Origin of the sequence: uncultured Desulfovibrio sp., assembly GCF_944324525.1 — a bacterium.
GTDB lineage: Bacteria > Desulfobacterota > Desulfovibrionia > Desulfovibrionales > Desulfovibrionaceae > Desulfovibrio.
This window is the reverse complement of record NZ_CALUWS010000021.1, coordinates 1-18,679: the sequence shown is the minus strand read 5'-3', so window position 1 is coordinate 18,679 and position 18,679 is coordinate 1. Positions and strand designations below refer to the sequence as shown.

Annotated in this window: 14 protein-coding genes and 1 tRNA gene; 14 read left to right on the top strand and 1 reads right to left on the bottom strand. The window is 61.8% G+C overall.

Features of this window, described 5'->3' with window-relative positions; genetic code table 11:
* From Q0K12_RS06950 to Q0K12_RS06900, 11 genes are all read left to right on the top strand, one after another.
* Entirely contained in the window at positions 1-1,263 is a 1,263-nt protein-coding gene (locus Q0K12_RS06950) for a dihydroorotase (protein WP_297261385.1), read from the top strand.
* A 21-nt stretch (positions 1,264-1,284) separates the two neighbouring features.
* Positions 1,285-2,085, top strand: a complete 801-nt coding sequence (locus tag Q0K12_RS06945; RefSeq protein ID WP_297261383.1) for a class I SAM-dependent methyltransferase — start codon at positions 1,285-1,287, stop codon at positions 2,083-2,085.
* 10 nt (positions 2,086-2,095) lie between these two features.
* The gene (locus tag Q0K12_RS06940) at positions 2,096-3,559 is read left to right on the top strand and encodes an NAD-dependent succinate-semialdehyde dehydrogenase (RefSeq protein WP_297261381.1); all 1,464 of its coding nucleotides are present in this window, start codon (positions 2,096-2,098) and stop codon (positions 3,557-3,559) included.
* Between the two features lie 202 nt (positions 3,560-3,761).
* Positions 3,762-4,640: an AmmeMemoRadiSam system protein B gene (gene amrB / locus Q0K12_RS06935; protein ID WP_297261379.1), complete on the top strand. Its 879-nt coding sequence runs from the start codon at positions 3,762-3,764 to the stop codon at positions 4,638-4,640.
* Between the two features lie 92 nt (positions 4,641-4,732).
* Entirely contained in the window at positions 4,733-5,764 is a 1,032-nt protein-coding gene (locus tag Q0K12_RS06930) for a hypothetical protein (RefSeq protein ID WP_297261377.1), read from the top strand.
* Positions 5,765-6,128: 364 nt separating this feature from the next.
* On the top strand, positions 6,129-7,289 hold the full coding sequence (locus Q0K12_RS06925) for a glycosyltransferase family 4 protein (protein ID WP_297261375.1): 1,161 nt from the start codon (positions 6,129-6,131) through the stop codon (positions 7,287-7,289).
* Positions 7,290-7,514: 225 nt separating this feature from the next.
* On the top strand, positions 7,515-8,681 hold the full coding sequence (locus Q0K12_RS06920; protein ID WP_297261373.1) for a glycosyltransferase: 1,167 nt from the start codon (positions 7,515-7,517) through the stop codon (positions 8,679-8,681).
* 186 nt (positions 8,682-8,867) lie between these two features.
* A complete protein-coding gene (locus tag Q0K12_RS06915) occupies positions 8,868-10,445 on the top strand; it encodes a radical SAM protein (RefSeq protein ID WP_297261371.1) in 1,578 nt (525 codons plus the stop codon).
* A 1-nt stretch (position 10,446) separates the two neighbouring features.
* Complete coding sequence (locus tag Q0K12_RS06910) at positions 10,447-11,739, top strand: radical SAM protein (RefSeq protein WP_297261369.1); 1,293 nt, start codon at positions 10,447-10,449, stop codon at positions 11,737-11,739.
* A 93-nt stretch (positions 11,740-11,832) separates the two neighbouring features.
* Positions 11,833-13,143, top strand: coding sequence for a hypothetical protein (locus tag Q0K12_RS06905; protein WP_297261367.1), 1,311 nt, complete (start codon positions 11,833-11,835; stop codon positions 13,141-13,143).
* A gap of 292 nt (positions 13,144-13,435) precedes the next feature.
* Entirely contained in the window at positions 13,436-14,413 is a 978-nt protein-coding gene (locus tag Q0K12_RS06900) for a class I SAM-dependent methyltransferase (protein WP_297261365.1), read from the top strand.
* 763 nt (positions 14,414-15,176) lie between these two features.
* Here the strand turns inward: Q0K12_RS06900 and rfaD are convergent.
* On the bottom strand, positions 15,177-16,148 hold the full coding sequence (gene rfaD / locus Q0K12_RS06895) for an ADP-glyceromanno-heptose 6-epimerase (protein ID WP_297261363.1): 972 nt from the start codon (positions 16,146-16,148) through the stop codon (positions 15,177-15,179).
* Positions 16,149-16,453: 305 nt separating this feature from the next.
* On the opposite strand from rfaD, the gene Q0K12_RS06890 reads away from it, so the two are divergent.
* The 3 genes from Q0K12_RS06890 (at position 16,454) to Q0K12_RS06880 (ending at position 18,538) form a co-directional block, all read left to right on the top strand.
* Entirely contained in the window at positions 16,454-17,248 is a 795-nt protein-coding gene (locus tag Q0K12_RS06890) for an ABC transporter ATP-binding protein (protein ID WP_297261361.1), read from the top strand.
* Entirely contained in the window at positions 17,245-18,408 is a 1,164-nt protein-coding gene (locus Q0K12_RS06885; protein ID WP_297261359.1) for a SufD family Fe-S cluster assembly protein, read from the top strand. The genes Q0K12_RS06890 and Q0K12_RS06885 overlap by 4 nt, the downstream gene beginning before the upstream one ends.
* A 54-nt stretch (positions 18,409-18,462) precedes the next feature.
* A tRNA-Ile gene (locus Q0K12_RS06880) sits at positions 18,463-18,538 on the top strand.
* Positions 18,539-18,679: the final 141 nt, after the last annotated feature.

Here is an 18,679-nt window from a genome sequence, read left to right as displayed (position 1 = left end):
ATGACCCTCTGCCTCAAAAATGCCCGTCATCTTGACGCCCCGGTGGACCTTCTCGTCCGGGACGGCCGCATACTCACCATGACTCCCGCCGGACACCAGCCGCCCCCGGACGGCTGCGACACCTTCGATGCCGGCGGCCTGCTGCTCATGCCGAGCTTTATCGATGTCCATGCCCATTTCCGGGACCCCGGCTACGAATACAAGGAAGACGTGACGACCGGGCTGGCCGCCGCCGCGCATGGCGGCTTCGGCGCGGTCATGTGCATGGCCAACACCCGCCCCGTCAACGATACGGCCGCCGTCACCCGCTGCATGCTGGAAAAGGCCCGCGCCGCCTGGCCCCACGGGCCGCGCCTCTATCCCGTGGCCGCCGCCACCGTGGGGCTTGCCGGGCAGGAGCTGGCCCCGCTGGGCGAACTGAAGGAAGCCGGCTGCGTGGCCGTCTCCAATGACGGCTGTCCGGTGAGCAGCGCCGAGATGATGCGCCGCGTCATGGAATACGCCGCGGACCTCGGTATGGTGGTCATGGACCATTGCGAAGATCCGGATCTGGCCCGCGGCTGGGTCATGAACGAAGGGGAAGTCAGCGGCGAGCTCGGCGTCAAGGGACAGCCCGCCGCCGGTGAGGCCGTGCAGATCGCCCGTGATGTCATGCTGTCGGAATATCTGGGCATCCCCGTGCACATCTCCCATGTCTCCTCGGCCCTTTCCGTGGACGTGCTCCGCTGGGCCCAGGCGCGCGGCGTCAAGGTGACGGCCGAGACCTGCCCGCATTATCTCATGCTCGATGAAAGCGCCCTGCGCGGCTACAACGCCAATGCCAAGGTCAGCCCGCCCCTGCGCCGCCCCGAAGACCGGGAGGCCCTGCGCCAGGCCGTGCGGGACGGCATCCTCGGCGTGCTCAGCACCGACCACGCCCCGCATGCCCTGCATGAAAAGGAACGCACGCTGGACGAGGCCCCCAAGGGCTTTACCGGTCTCGACCTTGCCCTGCCGCTGACCTGGCGGCTGGTGCGTGAAGGCATCTGGGACGAAGCCCTCCTGCATCAGCGCTGGTGCTATGGCCCGGCCGAGATCTTCGGCCTGCCCTGCAACCGCTTCGAGCCCGGAGACCCGGCGGACTTCTTCCTCTTCGACCCTGAAGAGACATGGACGGTGAGCCCGGAGACCCTGCATTCCAAGAGCGCCAACACCCCCTTCCTCGGCGAAGAGATGCGGGGCCGCGTCCGGCATCACTGGTGCGGCGGCGTGCAGTTGTTTTAGGGGGTGCGGAGTCTTGGTCCCATGAAGACGGAACTCGCCCTTCTGGCAGAACTGCATCAGGACGCCCAGCGACAGGGACCTGGCAGCGAGGAGGCCACACGGCTCGCTCTTTCCCTCACCCGGCTGTCTCCGGATGCCCCTCTGCGCGTGGCCGATATAGGCTGCGGCACTGGGGCCTCCACGCTCGTGCTGGCGCAGGCTCTACCACGGGCCAGCATCCTTGCGCTGGATTTTCTGCCCTCCTTCCTGCAACGCCTTGGCGAGCGGGCGCAGGCCCTCGGCGTGGCTCGCCGTATACGGCGTTGCCTTGCTGATATGCACTGCCCGCCCATTACGCCGGCTTCGCTCGATCTGATCTGGTCTGAAGGCGCCATCTACAACATGGGCTTTGCCAGTGGCGTACGGACGTGGCTGTCCCTGCTCAGGCCGGGCGGCATCCTAGCCGTCTCCGAGATCACCTGGCTGCACGAGTGTCGGCCCGAAGCGCTTGAACGCCACTGGGATGCCGCCTATGGAGAGATGGGAACGGCTGCGGACAAATTGCGCACCCTTGAAGCGGCTGGTTACGAGCCTCTCGGCTATTTCCCCCTGCCTGCATCATGTTGGACTGAAAACTATTACGACCCGCTCGAAGCCCGTTTTTCCGAATTCCTGGCCGCCCACCCTTCACCGGAAGCCCGCCACATCGTCGAGGAAGAGCGGGCGGAAATCAGCCTGTTCCGGCAATACGGCGCGTCGGTGAGCTACGGCTTTTACATCGCCGCAAAACCCGCGACTTCCTCCCGCCCCGATTTTTCGCCGCACAGGCGGCACAACACATAAAGGAGGCCATATGCCCAAACATCTGAAGGACCCCGACCTGTTGCGCCACCAGGCCTACATCAACGGCCAGTGGCAGGATGCCGAAAACGGCGCCACGCTGGCGGTCATCAACCCCGCTACGGGTGAAGAGCTGGGAAGCGTGCCGCGCTGCACGGCCAACGACGCCCGCGCCGCCATCGCCGCGGCGGAAGCCGCCTTTGCCGTCTGGCGCAAGGTGCCCCTGCAGGAACGCGGGGCAAAACTGCGCCGCTGGGGCGAGCTTATCGAGGAACACATCGACGACCTCTGCCGCATCCTGACCCTGGAACAGGGCAAACCCCTGGCCGAGGCCCGTGGGGAGATCCTGCAGGGGGCCAGCTATTTCCCCTGGTTTGCCGAAGAGATCCGCCGCGCCTACGGCGATGTCGTTCCCGCCCCGCGCGCCGGCGTGCGGCCGCTGACGCAAAAGCAGCCCATCGGCGTGGTGGGCGTCATCACGCCCTGGAACTTCCCCTCCTCCATGCTGCCCCGCAAGGCCGCTCCGGCCATCGCCGCCGGCTGCACCCTGGTGGTCAAGCCCGCCAGCGCAACGCCCTACTGCGCCCTGGCCCTGGCCGAACTTTCCCGCCGGGCGGGCATCCCGGCCGGGGTCATCAACGTGGTCACCGGCGATGCGGGCGTCATCGGCAAGGAGATCACGCAAAGCCCTGTGGTCCGCAAGCTGAGCTTCACCGGCTCGACCTCCGTGGGCCAGCAGCTCGCCGCGGACTGCGCGCCCACCCTCAAGCGTCTTTCGCTGGAGCTGGGCGGCAATGCGCCCTTCATCGTCTTTGACGACGCGCAGCTGGACGCCGCCGTGGCCGGCGCTGTGGGCAGCAAATTCCGCAATGCGGGCCAGACCTGCATCTGCGCCAATCGTTTTCTGGTGCAGCGCGGCATCCACGACGCCTTCGTGCGCGGCCTCAAGGAAAAGGTGGACGCCTTCCGCGTGGGCAACGGTCTGGACGCGGGCGTGACCATCGGCCCCCTCATCAATGAGGAAGCCGTCCGCCGCGTGGACGGCCTTGTGCAGGACGCCCTGAGCAAGGGGGCCACCCTGCTGGCCGGCGGCAAACCGCACAGCATGGGCCCGCGCTTCTACGAGCCGACCCTGCTTACGGGCCTGACCCGTGAGATGCGCATCTTCAAGGAAGAGATCTTCGGCCCCGTGGCCGCCATCATGCCCTTCGACACGGAAGAGGAAGCCATCTCCCTGGCCAACGACACCTGCTTCGGTCTGGCCTCCTACCTCTTCTCCCGGGATCTGGGCCGCGTCTGGCGCGTGGCCGAGTCCCTGCAGTACGGCATGGTCGGCATCAACGACGTGACCCTTGCCGCCGCGGAAACGCCCTTCGGCGGCGTGAAATTCAGCGGCATGGGCCGCGAAGGCAGCCGCGAAGGCCTCAACGACTACATGGAGACCCACCTCTTCCTCATGGGCGGCATCGACAAGTAGAGCGTTTTGCCTTTATAACGCGAGGCGGCCGCGCAGCGCCGCCCGGCCCAACGTAAACGGAAAAATCGCTTTTTTCCGCGAAACGCCAGGCCGAACGGAGTGGAGCGCGAAGCGCTCCACACGGAAACAACGCTCACCTATGAACAGCCCGGACAGGGGGCCGCGACCTCCTGTCCAGGCGCTTTTCGCACTGGGAGGTCCCATGCATATCCGTCAGCCGGTGGTCGCCGGCCGCTTTTATCCCGATGGCCCGGAGGACCTGCGGCAGGAGGTGCTCCATTTTCTGGACGCCGGCGCACGCGCCCTGCCCGCCCCCCGGCACACCACGCCTGTCGCGCTCATGCTGCCGCACGCCGGGCATGCCTTCTGCGGGCAGATCATCGGGGCCACGCTGGCGGGCATGCGCCTGCCCCGTACGCTCATCCTGCTCTGTCCCAACCATACGGGCATGGGCCGACCCCTGTCCGTCTGGCCGGACGGCGCCTGGCTCACGCCGCTGGGGCCGGTCACCGTGGATGCCGGTCTGGCCGCCGCCCTTTGCGAAGGAGCGACCGTCTTTGAAGCCGATACCCATGCCCATCTGCGTGAACATGCGCTGGAGGTGATCCTGCCCTTCCTGCAGGTTCATCAACCGGAGCCTTTCCGCATCGTGCCGGTCTGCGTGGGCACGCGGCAGCGGGAGGTGCTCCATCAGGCCGGACGCGATCTGGCCCGCCTGCTCGCCGGCCGCCTCCTGCCGGCTTCCCCTGAAGGGGATGGCGACGATATGCCGCAGGTCGCCCTCGTGGTGAGCTCGGACATGAACCATTACGAGGACCAGCACCGCACCCTGCAAAAGGACGACATGGCCCTGCGCCATGCCCTTGCCTGCGATCCCGACGGCCTGCTGCACATCACGCAGCGGGAGGGTATCAGCATGTGCGGCGCGGCCCCGCTGGCGCTGGCCCTTTACGCGCTCCGCCAGCTGACGGGCAAGACGCCGCCGCTGGTGGAGCAGACCCTGCACGATACCTCGGGCAGCATCTCCGGCGACATGGAGCATGTGGTGGGCTATGCCGGCTTGCGCATATTTCTGCCGTAACTGGCCGTTGAGATCTTCTTCTTGTCCATCAAAAGAATCAACGGTTTTTCCAAATAAGACATAACAATCCAAACAAGATGTGAGAGGTGCATATGAAAACGGCTTATCTTCATATCGGCTCGCCAAAGACAGGAACCACAGCGATCCAGACCATGTATGGCATGAATCCCCATTTTCTTGCCGAAGCTGGTTTTGCATTTCCTCCTTTCAGCAATTGCTTGTATTCTGAAACATCGAATACTTACTCAGGAAATGGAGCTGATTTGCTGCGTTTAACCTATAATTTTTCACCCGCCATTGATAGCTACATACAAAATTTATTTTCAAATGCCGACAAGATGTTTATCAGTTATGAAGCTTTTACAAAATGCTATCCTGAGCATATAAATTTTTTGTGCGACGCATTTTCGCGCAACAATATCAAACTGCACGTCATCCTTGTATTTAGGAATCTTTATGACTATTTCTTTTCCTTATGGAAGCAAAACGTTTATTTTGGATATAGATACAGCTTTCCCGAATATGTCATTGAGAAAAAGGATTTGAACATATTCTCGACATTTGGCGATTTCAAATTCTCTTTGAACTGCCCATTTCTTGCCTTAAAAAATTTTAAAAAAAATAAAGGCATCGAAATAACCGTACTCCATTATGACGCCTTAAAAAAGAAACTTCTTGAAAGGTTCTCTCAGATATTGGGGACTCGCCATTCGGAAATATCTCAAAGCGTCAATGCATCGATCAGCTATTTTGAAACAGAGATAGTCCGAGGCATAACGAACAAGATCCATGCCCATTGCGACTTCTCGGAAAAGCAGGAATTCTTTTTTGCAAAAATCATTGGGAATATGGCAAAAGTTTTCACCAATTTCCCACGAATGTATTCAAGAGAGAGAGAGAGAGAGAGAGAGAAGCTGAAGCCTTTTTATAAATCCGTAGTGCATTATCTACTTCAAAACTATACTTCTGAAGTTCAAGAATTGAATAATGAATACAACTTATCCCTTCAAATCGTAACACAAGAAGATAAATTCTGCCAACCGGTCGTTTTTGACCATGATACACATACCGCTGAGCTAGTTCAGCAGTTTTATGAAACGATTGATGCCAAGCTCAGAAAATAAGCATATATTTTTTGCATTCCTTCCAATTGGCAAATAGCATTTTTCCCCTAAACGATACTTGCTCCCATATGCTTTCATCAGGGCGGGGATACCGTACCATTGCGAACGGTATCCCCGATACCTTTCTTCAAAAATTACGCTGCCGTCATGCTGACGAAAAGCCAAACGACGTTTCCGGCGACATGGAGCATGTGGTGGGATATGCCGGCTTGCGTATATTTCTGCCGTAATTCTGCAGACCTAATGTTTTTGCGGGAAACGCCGACAGGATGCTTGTTCGGGTTAAGACGCCGGTTGACGCCGGGCGCGTTCTTTGACTACAACCCGACGCGTTGACCAGAATATTTCAGATGTGGAAGGGGTTATGCAGGCAAAAGGTGTCACATGCGTCATCCGCTCGCTTATGGGTGGAGGCGCCGAACGGGTCCTTACCACCATGGCGAACTTCTGGGTGGAGCGAGGGGTGGCGGTCAGCATCATCACTTCCGTCCCTTCCCGGCTGGATGCCTATCCGCTGGACGGCCGCGTCCGCCGGATAACGCTGGCCTGCCCGCACAGTCTCTTCAGCCGCAACGGCTATCCGTGGAGCATCCGCCGTCTGCGCCGGGCCATCATCAAGCAGGGGCACGATGTCGTCATCAGCTTTATGGACCGCAGCAACGTGCCGATCCTGCTGGCCACCCGCGGCCTGGGCAAGCGGGTGATCATCGCCGAGCGCATCGATCCGCGCACTCAGAACTATTCCCTGATCCGCCGCTTCTGCATGCGCCTGTGCTATCCGTGGGCCGACGCCCTGACCGTCCTGACCGAAAACGTCAAGACCCAGTGGGCCGAACGTTTCATGCCCGCCCACAAGATACATGTGATCCATAATCCGGTCCTGCCGCTGGCGGTCGATTCGCCCCTGCCGGACTGGCTTCCTGAAAAATTCATCTGCTGCGTGGGCCGCCTGCACCGGCAGAAGGGGTTCGACCTGCTCTTTCAGGCGCTGCCTCCCGTCTTTGCGCGCCACCCCGACGTGAAACTGGTCATCCTCGGGGAAGGGCCGGAACGCGCCGCCCTGACCCGACAGGCGGAAGAACTGGGGCTTGCCGGGCGCGTCTTCATGCCGGGCTTCATCCATAATCCGCACGCCATCGTCCGCAGGGCAAGTCTTTTCGTGCTGCCGTCGCGCTTCGAGGGCTTTCCCAACGCGCTCATCGAAGCCATGTCCCTTGCCCGGCCGGTCATCAGCTATGACTGCCCTTCCGGCCCGGCCTACCTCATCCAGGACGGGGTCAACGGCATCCTGCTGCCTGTGGGAGAGATCGCGGGGCTGACAAGCCGGCTCAACTTCCTGCTGGACAACCCCGAAAAGGCCAGCGCCCTCGGCAGGGAAGCCCTCAAGGTGCGCGACTACTGCAATATAAATCGGGTCATGGAAAAATGGAGCGCCCTTGCCGGCCTCACAGAAGCAAAGAGCCCCGGCTACACGCCGCCACAGGCCGCTCCCGCCGTCGCCGGGCAGGCGGAGAAGCGGATATGAGGCGGGCCAGGATGCCGTACCATCGCTCCGCGCCTTCTCCAGAGCCGTTTACCCTGGCTTGCGCCACAGCCCGTAGGGCCGTCATCCGCTTGGCACGCCGGGAATGCCGTCCTGACGCCGCGACGGCTGCGCGGCCGTCCCCGTTCGAAAAGCGTCCCAAACCGGGCGCACGGCTGACGCCGCTTGAGCGCGGCCGCACGCGTCATGCCGCATAAGGGGGCCGGCATGGGATCGTCTTCCGAACTGCCCCGGGCAGCAGCGTTGTGCATCCCCCGCCTGTACGAGGGAGGGGCCGAAAAGGTCATGGCCCATATGGCGGGCTGGTGGGCTGAGCGCGGCGTCCATGTCCATCTGGTCACCTTCCATGCCTCGCCCCGGGACTTTCCCCTGCACCCCGCCGTCCGGCGCACCCTGCTTGACGACGTGCCGGACGCGCCTTTTCCCCGGCTCGATCCCTGGCCGCAGGAGTCCCGTAACGTCGGCGCGCTGCGACAGGTTTTCCTGCGCATCCTGCGTGAAGAAGGCGTGGAACGCCTGCCCGTGCTCAGTTTCCTGGCCCGCATGAACATGCGCTGTCTGTTTGCCGCGCAGGGCCTGCCGTGCCGTGTCGTCATCAGCGAGCGCACCTATCCGCCCGCCCTCTTTCTGGGCGAACATGACGAAGCCTTACGCCGGCAAAGCTATCCTCTGGCGGACGCGCTGGTCGTGCAGACCGAATACACCCGGCAGCACTGGGGAAACGGCATGGTGGGGCCGGCAAAATGTCATGCCCTCCCCAACGCCTGCCTCCCCCAGGCGGCTCCGCCCCAGGCCATCCCCCTTCCCGAAGGACAGGATTTTTTTCTCGCCATCGGCCGGCTGGCTCCGGAAAAACGCCATGACATGCTGCTGCGCGCCTTTGCCGAAACGCTCTCCCGCTTTCCGCGGCTCCATCTTTATCTTGCCGGAAGCGGCGAACTGGAGCAGCCACTTCGCGAGCTTTGCCGACAGCTGCACCTGGAAAAGCGGACGACGTTCCTCGGGCATGTGGCGGATGTGCGTCCCTGGCTGCGGCAGGCGCGCGCCATCGTCCATCCATCCGAATTTGAAGGTTTCCCCAATGTTCTGCTCGAAGCTCTGGCGGAACGCTGCCCGATGATCGCCACAGACTGCCTCACCGGCCCCTCGGAGATCATCCGGCAGGGACAGAACGGTTTTCTTGTGCCCGTCAATGATCAGACGGCCCTGACGGACGCCATGCTGCGCATCCTTGATGCCGATGTGCAGCGGGCATTTCGGGAAAATATGCGCGTATTTCCCCGGGAGTTTTCCGCGGACGGCGTCATGCGGGCCTGGACGAGGCTCCTGTCGGGCCGTCGGGCGGATGCGTCGGCCCCCGCGCGGGAAGCGTGAGACGCGGGCGGTCCCCGTTCGCCGGGAACGACGGGCAACCGCGGCGGCGTAACGGCGCGGAACATATTGCAGAGGAAGCGGGGAGATCTTACCCTGCTCTGGACGCGGCATGGCATTGCGCCGGCATGGCGCGCACGCCGACCGCTTTTTCCGACGGGAATATCCCGTACATGAGGTGAGATGAATATGGCTGTCCTTTTGCTGGCTGTCCATGAGGAACAGGTGGAGACCCAGTCCCGCAATCTGGGCCTGCACAGAATCGCGCATTATCTGCGGCATCATGGTGTGCGCTGCGACATCTGCGAGATCGGCCTTGACGACGACAAGGAATATCTTGCCCGGGCGGAGCGCGGCGAATACGCCCTTATCGGCTTGAGCAGCACATACGTCTTCCTTGAGAAGGAGCTGCAGACCTTCCTTCCCTACTGGAAGGCCGCCGCCGCGTGCGGGGCCTTCACCTGCGCGGGGGGGCAGGCGCCCAGCCGCGCGGCCGCGTTCTGGCTCGATCTGGGCTTTGACGGCGTTATCCGCGGCTACGGCGAACTTCCCATGCTCAAGCTTGCCCAAAGCCTCGAAAAGGCGGCGGGCGGCGTCCCCGACCTTACGGACGTCCCGGGGCTGACGTGGCGCAACGGCGCGAACATACAGGAAAATCCCGCGCAGCCGCTCACCGCGGAACTCTTCAGGGAACTGAACTATACCTCGGCCAAGGAAATGGGCATCCCGGCGGCATGGCTGCCCTCCCTGTCCGGGCAGGAGCCGGAAAAAGGCGTGGAGAGCTCCCGCTACCGGGCCTTCAAGGCCTGGCGTCTCTTCACCTCGCACAAATGCCCCAACCGTTGCGGCTACTGCAGTTCCTCCAACTTTCTTGAGCAGGTGTACGGCAAGGGCTGCGCCTCCTTCGGCCTGAGCGTGGATGAGGTCATCGACCTTGTCGATTTTTACCACTCCACATACGGCATCTCCTTTTTCAATATCCATGACGACGACTTCACAAGCCCCAAGCGCTTCACGCGGGAATTCTGCCGCCGGGTCGTCGATCTCAAACAGCGCGGCAGGCTGCCGCAGCAGATGGCCTTTTTCTGCCAGTCCCGCGTCGTGGATTTCCTCGATCTGAAGACACGGCGGCCGGACATGGAGATCCTCCGCCTGATGAAGGCCGCCGGCTTCCACCGGATCAGTTTCGGCGTGGAAAACTTTTCGGAAAACATGCTCCTGACGCCCATCATGCACAAAAAGGGCTATAACGATCCCATCATCATGGACTTGCTGCGAGCGGCCGACAGTCTGGATATCGAGTCCGGCGTCAACTTCATGGTCTGCGTCCCGGAAGCCGAGCCCGAAGACGTGCGCCTGAACCTCGAACGGCTTGTCGACGTGCAGGAAATGAACGGCATCGCCGTCATGAACATGTTCATCCAGTCCTATCCCGGCTCCTTTGCCTTCATGAATCCCCGCTATCCGGCGCAGACGTCGCAGCACGTCTCTCCGCTCAACGGCCGGGAGTACGTCAAGCAGGAATATTTCCTTCCGCATCACCCGCGCGTACGGGCGGCCCTTGCCCATTACATGGGCGGCGGCGTACGGGATGCGGTTGCCGCCTACAAGCAGCGGCATCCCGGCGTCCATGTGCAGGAAATGAAGATGCTCAACCTGATCAAGGCCAACGTCATGGCAAAACATCTGGGCTTTGACGATCTTGTGAGCCGGCTGGAAAAAAGCATCCGGCAGCGTGCCGCCTTCTTGAAAAACCAGGGGAACTGATATGCCTTCGTATGATATGATCACCTTTTCCATCGTGGATCAATGCAACCTGAGTTGCCAGTCCTGCCCGGCGGAACACATCTCCCGGACAGGCAAGCTGCGCTATGCCCCTGTGGACTTCTGCCGCCGCGTCTTTGCCAAGATCGCCAGAGATTACGGCAATCCCCGCATACCGCTCTATTGCCTCAGCGAGCCCCTGTTGCACCCCGACCTGCCCGGCGTGCTGGATGCCGCCGCGGAACAGGGCCTGACCGTGGAGATCAGCACGAACCTCAACACGCAGCGGGACCTTGCCCCCATCATCGAACATCCGGCGCTGGAACGTCTGGACATCTCCCTCGACGCCTTTACGCAGGAGACCTACATAAAGGGGCATGCCCGGGGCCATATGGAGATCGTCAAAAGCAACATGCGCCGCATGGCGGAAATGCGGCATGACGGAAAGGTTTACGTCAAGTTCCTGCGCTATAACGACAACGCGGAAGAAGAGCTGCTCATGCAGGAATTTGCCGAAAACCTCGGCTTCCAGTTCAGGAGCTTTCCCGCGACCTATTTCCCCTACGGGGACATTCTGGAAGCCGTCACGTCCGGCAGGGAATACACCCCGCCCGCCGAAGCCGCGCCCCTCCTGTCGCGCCTGCTGACGCGGGACTTCTGGCGGGTCGTCCCCACCCCGGCCTTCTCCTCGGGCGTCTGCCACAATCAGGAAAGCATCCTTTTCATCAACTATGCGGCAAAGATCTATTGCTGCAATTTCGCCACCTATCACGCATTCGGCCAAGTCGGCGACTTTCTTGATCTGACGGCCGAAGAGATCCACCGCCTGAAGCAGGACTTCCCCTTCTGTCAGAAATGCCATAAGGCCGGCGTACAGGGACAGAACGCCATCAAGTGCGCGCTGGAAAACGAAGAAGAGCTCCAGGCCTTCTTTGCCTTCCTGGACAGGCAGGACATGTCCGCGGCTGCGGGCGAGCCCATCTATATTTATGGAGCGGGCTGGCTCGGCAGGCACATCCGCACCATCCTTGCCGGCAAAGGTCTGCCGGTACGCGGCTTCATCGACGATTCCCCGGCCCTGGGGCAGACGGTCGTCGACGGTCTCCCCGTCACGACATTTGCCGCCCTCGACCCGGAGGAAGGCAGGCGCGCCCGTGTCCTGCTCGGCTTTTTCGCGCCGCATTCGCTCATGCGGCAGCTTGACGCCCGGATCCGTGCCGGCGGCAACCCGCGCGGCCTGCAGCAGGTAGGGGCCTTCTTCATCGAGGCGACCTCCCGCGGCGGACAGACCTCGTAGGGCCGATGCCCGCAGGCGCGGCGGTTTTCGCGCTGCCGGGGCCGGCAGGCTCCGCAAGATCCGCAGAAGTTACCGAAGCGCAGGAGTTCGCTTATGAAAATATTTATCGGCATGCAGAATACCGGCAGCCTGATGTCCGACTACGGCGCCGGCTTCAGGGCATTGGGGCACGAAGTCTTTTGCGTCACGGAGTCATCGAGCGCCATCACGAGCGACGCCGTGGACCTGAACATCGCCCATGTCGTGAATACCCGCTTCGCCCGCCGCCAGGCCACGGAGCAGGAACGTAGAGCCTATGCGACGAATGTGCGGCGACACGCTTGGCAAAAGGCGCTGGAAGCCGACGTCTGCATGTTCATCTGGAACAGTTTCCGGGAAGATGCCAGCGACCTGCCCGAGCTGAAAAAGCTCGGCAAGAAGATCGTCGTTCGCTTTTGCGGCTCGGAGATCCGTGAACCGGAAGTGGAAGAACAGGCCGGCAAGGAAGATGAAATGGCCACCGCCACCGGCTATCTGGCGAAAGACCTGGCAAGTCTGCAGCAGCGTTTGAACTATCTCCGCATGGCCGAGCGCTATGCCGACCTGCTCATCGGCGTGGCCCGCATGGGCCTGCGCCCCAGCATGGTTTCCGGCGGCTGGCTGTATGCGGCGCCGGAAGATCCGCTGCCGCATCCTCCGCAACGCCAGGTCCCGGTCATCCTGCATGCGCCTTCCAAAACGGCCGCCAAAGGAACCGTCCCCCTCCTGCAAACGCTTGAGGCGCTGCGTAGTCTGGGACTACAGTTCGGCTTCAAGATGATCCAGGGCATCCCCCACGGGGAAATGGCTAAAGAGTTCGCTTCAGCGGACATCTTTTGCAACTCCATGCAGTACAGCGGCCGAAGCGTATACGAAGCCCTGGCGGCGGGCTGCGTGGTGGCCGACTACGGCATAACGCACGCGCGAAAGCTCTTTGACCGTTACGCCGCCATGACCATGCGCCTCCTGGGCTTTTCCGGCAGCTTCGAGGAATTGCGCGATCGCTGGTGGCGGCACAACGATATCGACGGCTTCATGAGTGCGCCCGTCGTCACCCTGCGGACGGAAAGCGCTCCGGAAACGCTGGCCCAGCTCATCCTCGACCAGCGCCGCCGGAACCAGCTTGCCGCCGAAGGCCCCCGCTATCTTGCGGAACAGTATTCCCCCGCCAAACGCTGCCAGCAGATCCTGGATTATCTTGCCGATCCGGAAGCTGAAGAAAACAAGATGCGGCTGTTCTTCTATCCCTTCTTCAGCCGCCAGTTTATCCCTGAGCAGGACCCGCAGCGCCTTGCTCTGTACAACCAGGGGAACAGCATGGTTCGCGGCTGCCAGTGGTATCGCCGGTGCATCCCCTCAGCCACACGGGCCGGCTTGATTTTTTAGGCCTGTTAACACTATTCGCTGCTTGTTTTTGGGGGAAGGATCAGGGACACGAGGCAACCCTGTCCCAAAGGCAAGCGGAGCGTGCATGGCTTATTTAGTTTATCTATCAAAATCATTTGTAAAATTTGTGTTGACACTCTACGGGTCGTAGGGTTTGGAACGCAAAGCGTTTCAAACTGGAAACGCTCTAAGGACAGGCGTTCGTCGTTTCCCCCATTCGGGGCGAAGCGGGACACGGCGCAAGACCTTTGCGCTGACAAAAAATAAACGACATGGACGACATGGAGCCGACATGATGAGCGAAGCCCCCCTGAACGTGGAGCATGCCCTCTGCCCTGTCTGCCGGAGCGACGACTATTCCCTCGCCTTCCGGCGTCCCGATCTGCGGTTCTGCTGCTCACCGCATGTCTTTACCATCGTCCGCTGCAGGACGTGCGGCATGGGCTACATCCTGGACAGACCGACGGAAGCCGCTCTGCGTACCTTCTATCCGCCCACTTTCTACGCCACCAACCACGACAGCTCGGGACAGGAGGCCCCCCTGCGCCACAAGATGGAGCTTGTCCGCGCCCATGCGGGGCAGGCCGCGGGCGGACGGCTGCTTGACCTTGGCTGCGCCGGCGGGGAATTCGTGGCTTATGCGCAGCAACAGGGCTGGACCGCCCACGGATACGACTGGACGACATCGCTCAGCAACCAGAGCGGCCTTCCCATCCAGTACGGCGGCGACCTTGCCGGGCTCTACGACGACAACTCCTTTGACGTCATCACGGCCTGGGCCGTCATGGAGCATGTCTACGATCTGCGGGACACCATGCGCAACATATCCCGCATGCTCAAGCCCGGCGGCATCTTCATCGCCCTTGTCACCAATTTTGACAGCATCCCCGGCCGTTATATGCAGGGGGACGACATCCCCCGTCACCTCAACCTCTTCACGCCCCGCAGCTTCGACCGGCTGCTGCGGGAATACGGCATGCAGCCTGTCCGGCACTGCTTCGACCAGAAGATCTTCACGGGCAGCCACAGGGGGCTGCTGGTCTTTCTGCTCAAACGCCTTGCCGGCGAACCGCTGGCCGATATCGTCGCCCAGCACAGAGCCCCCGGCCGCCGGCCCGAATTTTGCGGCATGCTGCGCGGCAGACCTTCCGCATTGACCCGAGCCGTCTGCTGGTTTGACCGCACCCTCTTTACGCCCGTCATCGACAGGGTGGCGGAAAGTCTCGGTAGAGGGCTGACCCTGACCGTGGTTGCCCGCAAGGACGCATAGAACGTTTTGCCGGTGAAAAGGCGGGACACGAGGCGGCGGTACAAGTCGCCCGGCCCGACATGAGCGGAGTGACGGCGCTTTTTCCGCACAACGACAGGCCGCATGGTTTGGAAGGCAAGCGTTCCAAACCATGCGGCCTGTCGACACTCTTCGCTGTTTGTTGGGGGAAGGGGACCCCCGCGCTCTGCTGTCGATGTCCGTAAGGCTCCTTCGTCGCCTAGGCTCAGGACTCATTACTCTTTTGTGAGGGGGAAGAAACCCCTTTTGCTCGCGGCAAAAAGGGGTTTCTTCCCCCTCACACTCCCCCATCTTCCCCAAAACCCGCTACTTGGGTAAAAGTAATTGGAAACAAAAAACCTCAGATTATAAAAATAAGTATTTATTTTACAACAAGTTATAAAAATATCTCAGTCAGAACATATTGCCTGATAATGAGTCCTGACCTTAACGGGCACGGCCCTCCGGGCCGCCTTTCGGTCGCGCTCTGCTGTCGATGTCCGTAAGGCTCCTTCGTCGCCTAACGGACACGGCCTCCGGCCGCCCGTCGGATCGCCGCCGGCACGGGAGGGGCCAGTCTTTTCGCAGGAAGCGAGAAAAGGCGTTCTCGTCATCCTTCCCCTCAAGCCTCCATCTCTTCCCCAGCGTGCTTTTACCGTGGGAAGCGTCAGGAACACGAGGCGTCCCCGCCCCAAAGACAAATGGAACGTGAACGATTTTCTTTTTTACCCATTAAAATTGTTTGTAAAATTCGTTTCAACAGGCCCTAAAGATAGGGGTCGGGCTGCGACAGGTAATTCTGCACGAAATCCGTCACGCCGTCCTCGAGGCTGGTCATCTTGAGGGGGCAGCCCACCTTGTCCAGCCAGTTCATGTCCGCCTGGGTGAAGTTCTGATACTTGCCGTGCAGCATGCGCGGCATGTCCACATAGGTGATGCGGCAGGAGCGCTGCATGGCGCTGAACACGGCTCGGCCCAGATCGTTGAAGCTGCGGGCCCGGCCGCTGCCCACGTTGTGGATGCCGTTGACGTGGCGGTTCTCCAGCAGCCAGCTCATGAGGGCCGTGCAGTCCTTGACGTAGACGAAGTCCCGCTTCTGCTCGCCGTCGGAGATATCCGGACTGGTGGAACGGAAAAGTTCCAGATCGCCATGCTTGGTGATCTGCTTGTAGGCCTTGCAGGCGACGCTGCGCATCTCGCCCTTGTGGTATTCGTTGGGGCCGTAGACATTGAAGAACTTGAGGCTCGCCACCTCCTTCTCCAGCCCGTGGCGCACCAGCCAGAGGTCGAACAGGTGCTTGGAATAGGCATAGAGGTTGAGCGGCCGCAGCTTCGGCAGCAGGTCGGGATCGTCGCTGAAACCCAGCGAGCCGTCGCCGTAGGTGGCGGCGGAACTGGCATGGATGAAGCGCGCGCCCTTGGCCAGGGCATAACGGCAGATGTCCCGGCTGAACTGGAAGTTGTTCTCCATGAGGAAGTCGCCGTCGGCCTCCGTGGTGTCGGAGCAGGCGCCGAGGTGGATGATGGCCTCCACCTTCCACGGCAGGGCATCACGCAGGAGAAGGTCGCGGAAACGCTCCCGGTGGATGTAGTCGGCATAGGTCAGCTTGACCAGATTGCGCCATTTGTCGTCCGTGCCCAGATGATCCACCAGCACCACGTCGTCGATGCCCTGCTGATTGAGCTGCCACAGCATGGCGCTGCCGATGAAGCCCGCGCCCCCGGTAATGATGTACATGCAAACCTCCTCATGCGCCGCGGCGCGTTCTCTTGCTGGGGGATACTAGCCGCTTGCCCTGCCCGGCGCAAGCTTTGCCCCGGCGGAAATTGTCCGGCCGGGCTGGACAGCGCGGAACAAGTCTGCGATTATGCGCGGGCCCGATGGCCGTCTGTGGCGCATCGGCATCCCCTGGCCCGGATGGACGGCTGCCCGCCGCCACCGGCCGGAGACCTTTCGTTTTCCCGGCGCGTCCCGGCCGCTTCGCCGGAACTGCCGCCAGCCAACAGCGCCTGCGGGCGCCCGTCTCAAGCTTGAGGATGAACATGCTCGAAATACGAGATCTGCATGTTTCGGTGCACGGTACGCCCGTCCTGCGCGGCATCGACCTGACCATCGAATCCGGCGAAACCTTTATCCTGTTCGGCCCCAACGGCTCGGGAAAGACCACCCTGCTCATGACGCTCATGGGCTTTTCCGGTTATGAAGTGACGCGGGGCAGCATCATCTTTGACGGCAAGGACATCACCCACGCCCCCATGCACGAGCGGGCGCGTCTGGGCATCGGCATGTCCTTCCAGCGGCCGCCCACCATCCACGGCCTGCCCACCCGCCGCATGGTGGAGCTCTGCGGCCGCGGACGGGAAATGGACATCACGCAGATGGCCAAACGCGTCCACTTCGACACCTTCCTCGACCGTGACGTCAACGCGGGCTTCTCCGGCGGCGAGATCAAGCGTTCCGAACTGCTCCAGCTCATGGCCCAGCAGCCGCGCCTGCTGCTCTTCGACGAACCGGAGTCCGGCGTGGACCTGGAAAATATGGCGCTGGTCGGCCATACCGTCCGCGAACTGCTGGACGGCGTGCCCGCCTGCTGTAGCGCCACCCTGCGCGAGCGCAGCCGCAACCGCACCACCAGCGGGCTCATCATCACCCATACCGGGCACATTCTGGAGTACGTCAACGCCGACCGCGGGCAGGTCATGTATCATGGCAAGCTCTGCTGCGAAGCCCGGCCGCGCGTCATCCTCGACCACATCGCCAATCACGGCTATCAGGAATGCCTGCGCTGCCTTGCCGGCGACAGCTACGGCAAGATCATGGAGGCCCCGCTGATATGAGCACAGTCGATCTTTCCCGCTTCAACTTCACCGGCGGCGAGCATGCCGCCCCCATCCAGGACCTGACGGCCCTGTCCGCGCAGGACCGCGAGCGCCTCGTCCTTGCCGGCATCGACGTGCAGGACAAGCAGGTCAGCGGCACCTTCATGCAGCTCAACCATGCGGACGTGCATTGCGGCACGCGCCATGAGGGCCTCGAACTCATGGACATCCGCGCCGCGCTCGCCAAGTACGACGGCCTGCCCCAGCACTACTGGCGTCTGCTCGATCCCGAAAAGGACGAATTCACCCGCCTCACGCGCGAGCACTGCAACGGCGGCTACTTCATGCGGGTGACCAAGGGCGTCAAGCTGACCGAGCCTGTGCAGTCCTGCATGTTCATCAAGGGCCACGGCGCGGGCCAGAGCATCCATAACATCGTCATCGTGGAGGAAGGCGCGGAGCTGCACGTCCTGGGCGGCTGCGCCACGGCCCATGACGCGGAGCACTCCGCCCACCTCGGCATAACGGAATATTATGTGGAGAAGGGCGGCAAGCTGACCTTCACCATGATCCACAACTGGGGCGAGAGCACCACCGTGCGGCCGCGCTCCGCCGGACGTGTGGAAGCCGGGGGCGTCTTCCAGAACAATTACATCCTGCTCAAGCCCGTGGGGGATCTGCAGATGTATCCCGGCATCACCCTGGCCGGAGAAGGGGCCGTGGCCCGCTTCGATTCGGTCATCGTGGCGCCCGAAGGCTCCCATGTGGACAGCGGCAACCGCATCGAGCTCAATGCCCCGCACACGCGCGGCGAGATCATCTCCCGCGCGGTGACCACGGGCGGCACCATCATCAATCGCGGCTTCATCGGCGCGGGGGCCACGCCCGTCAAGGGCCATCTGGAATGCAAGGGCCTCATCCTCGGCAACGGCCGCATGCACGCCATCCCCGAGCTGGACAGCAATCAGGACGGCGTGGAGCTCTCCCACGAGGCGGCGGTGGGCAAGATCGCGCAGGAAGAGATCGAGTACCTCATGGCCCGCGGTCTGGACGAAGACGAAGCGGCGGCCACCATCGTACGCGGCTTCCTCAACGTGGACATCATGGGACTGCCCGCGCCGCTCAGGAAGGCCATGGACGAGCAGATCCGTCTGCTGCAGTGCGGCAACGCCATGTAAGGCCATATCGCGCGCTTGACCCGCGGCCCGGCTTGCGGCTATAGTGCGCCACGCGGGCCTATAGCTCAGTTGGTAGAGCCTCCGGCTCATAACCGGCAGGTCCCAGGTTCGAAGCCTGGTGGGCCCACCATGCAAGAAAACGGCAGCCGTCAGAGATGACGGCTGCCGTTTTGTTCATGTCAGGGGAGCCTCCCCGATAACGTACAGAAAGTTTCGCACATTTAAAAATGGAAGCAGCTCGCCAAGCAGGTTAGGATTTGTTTGCGAAGAC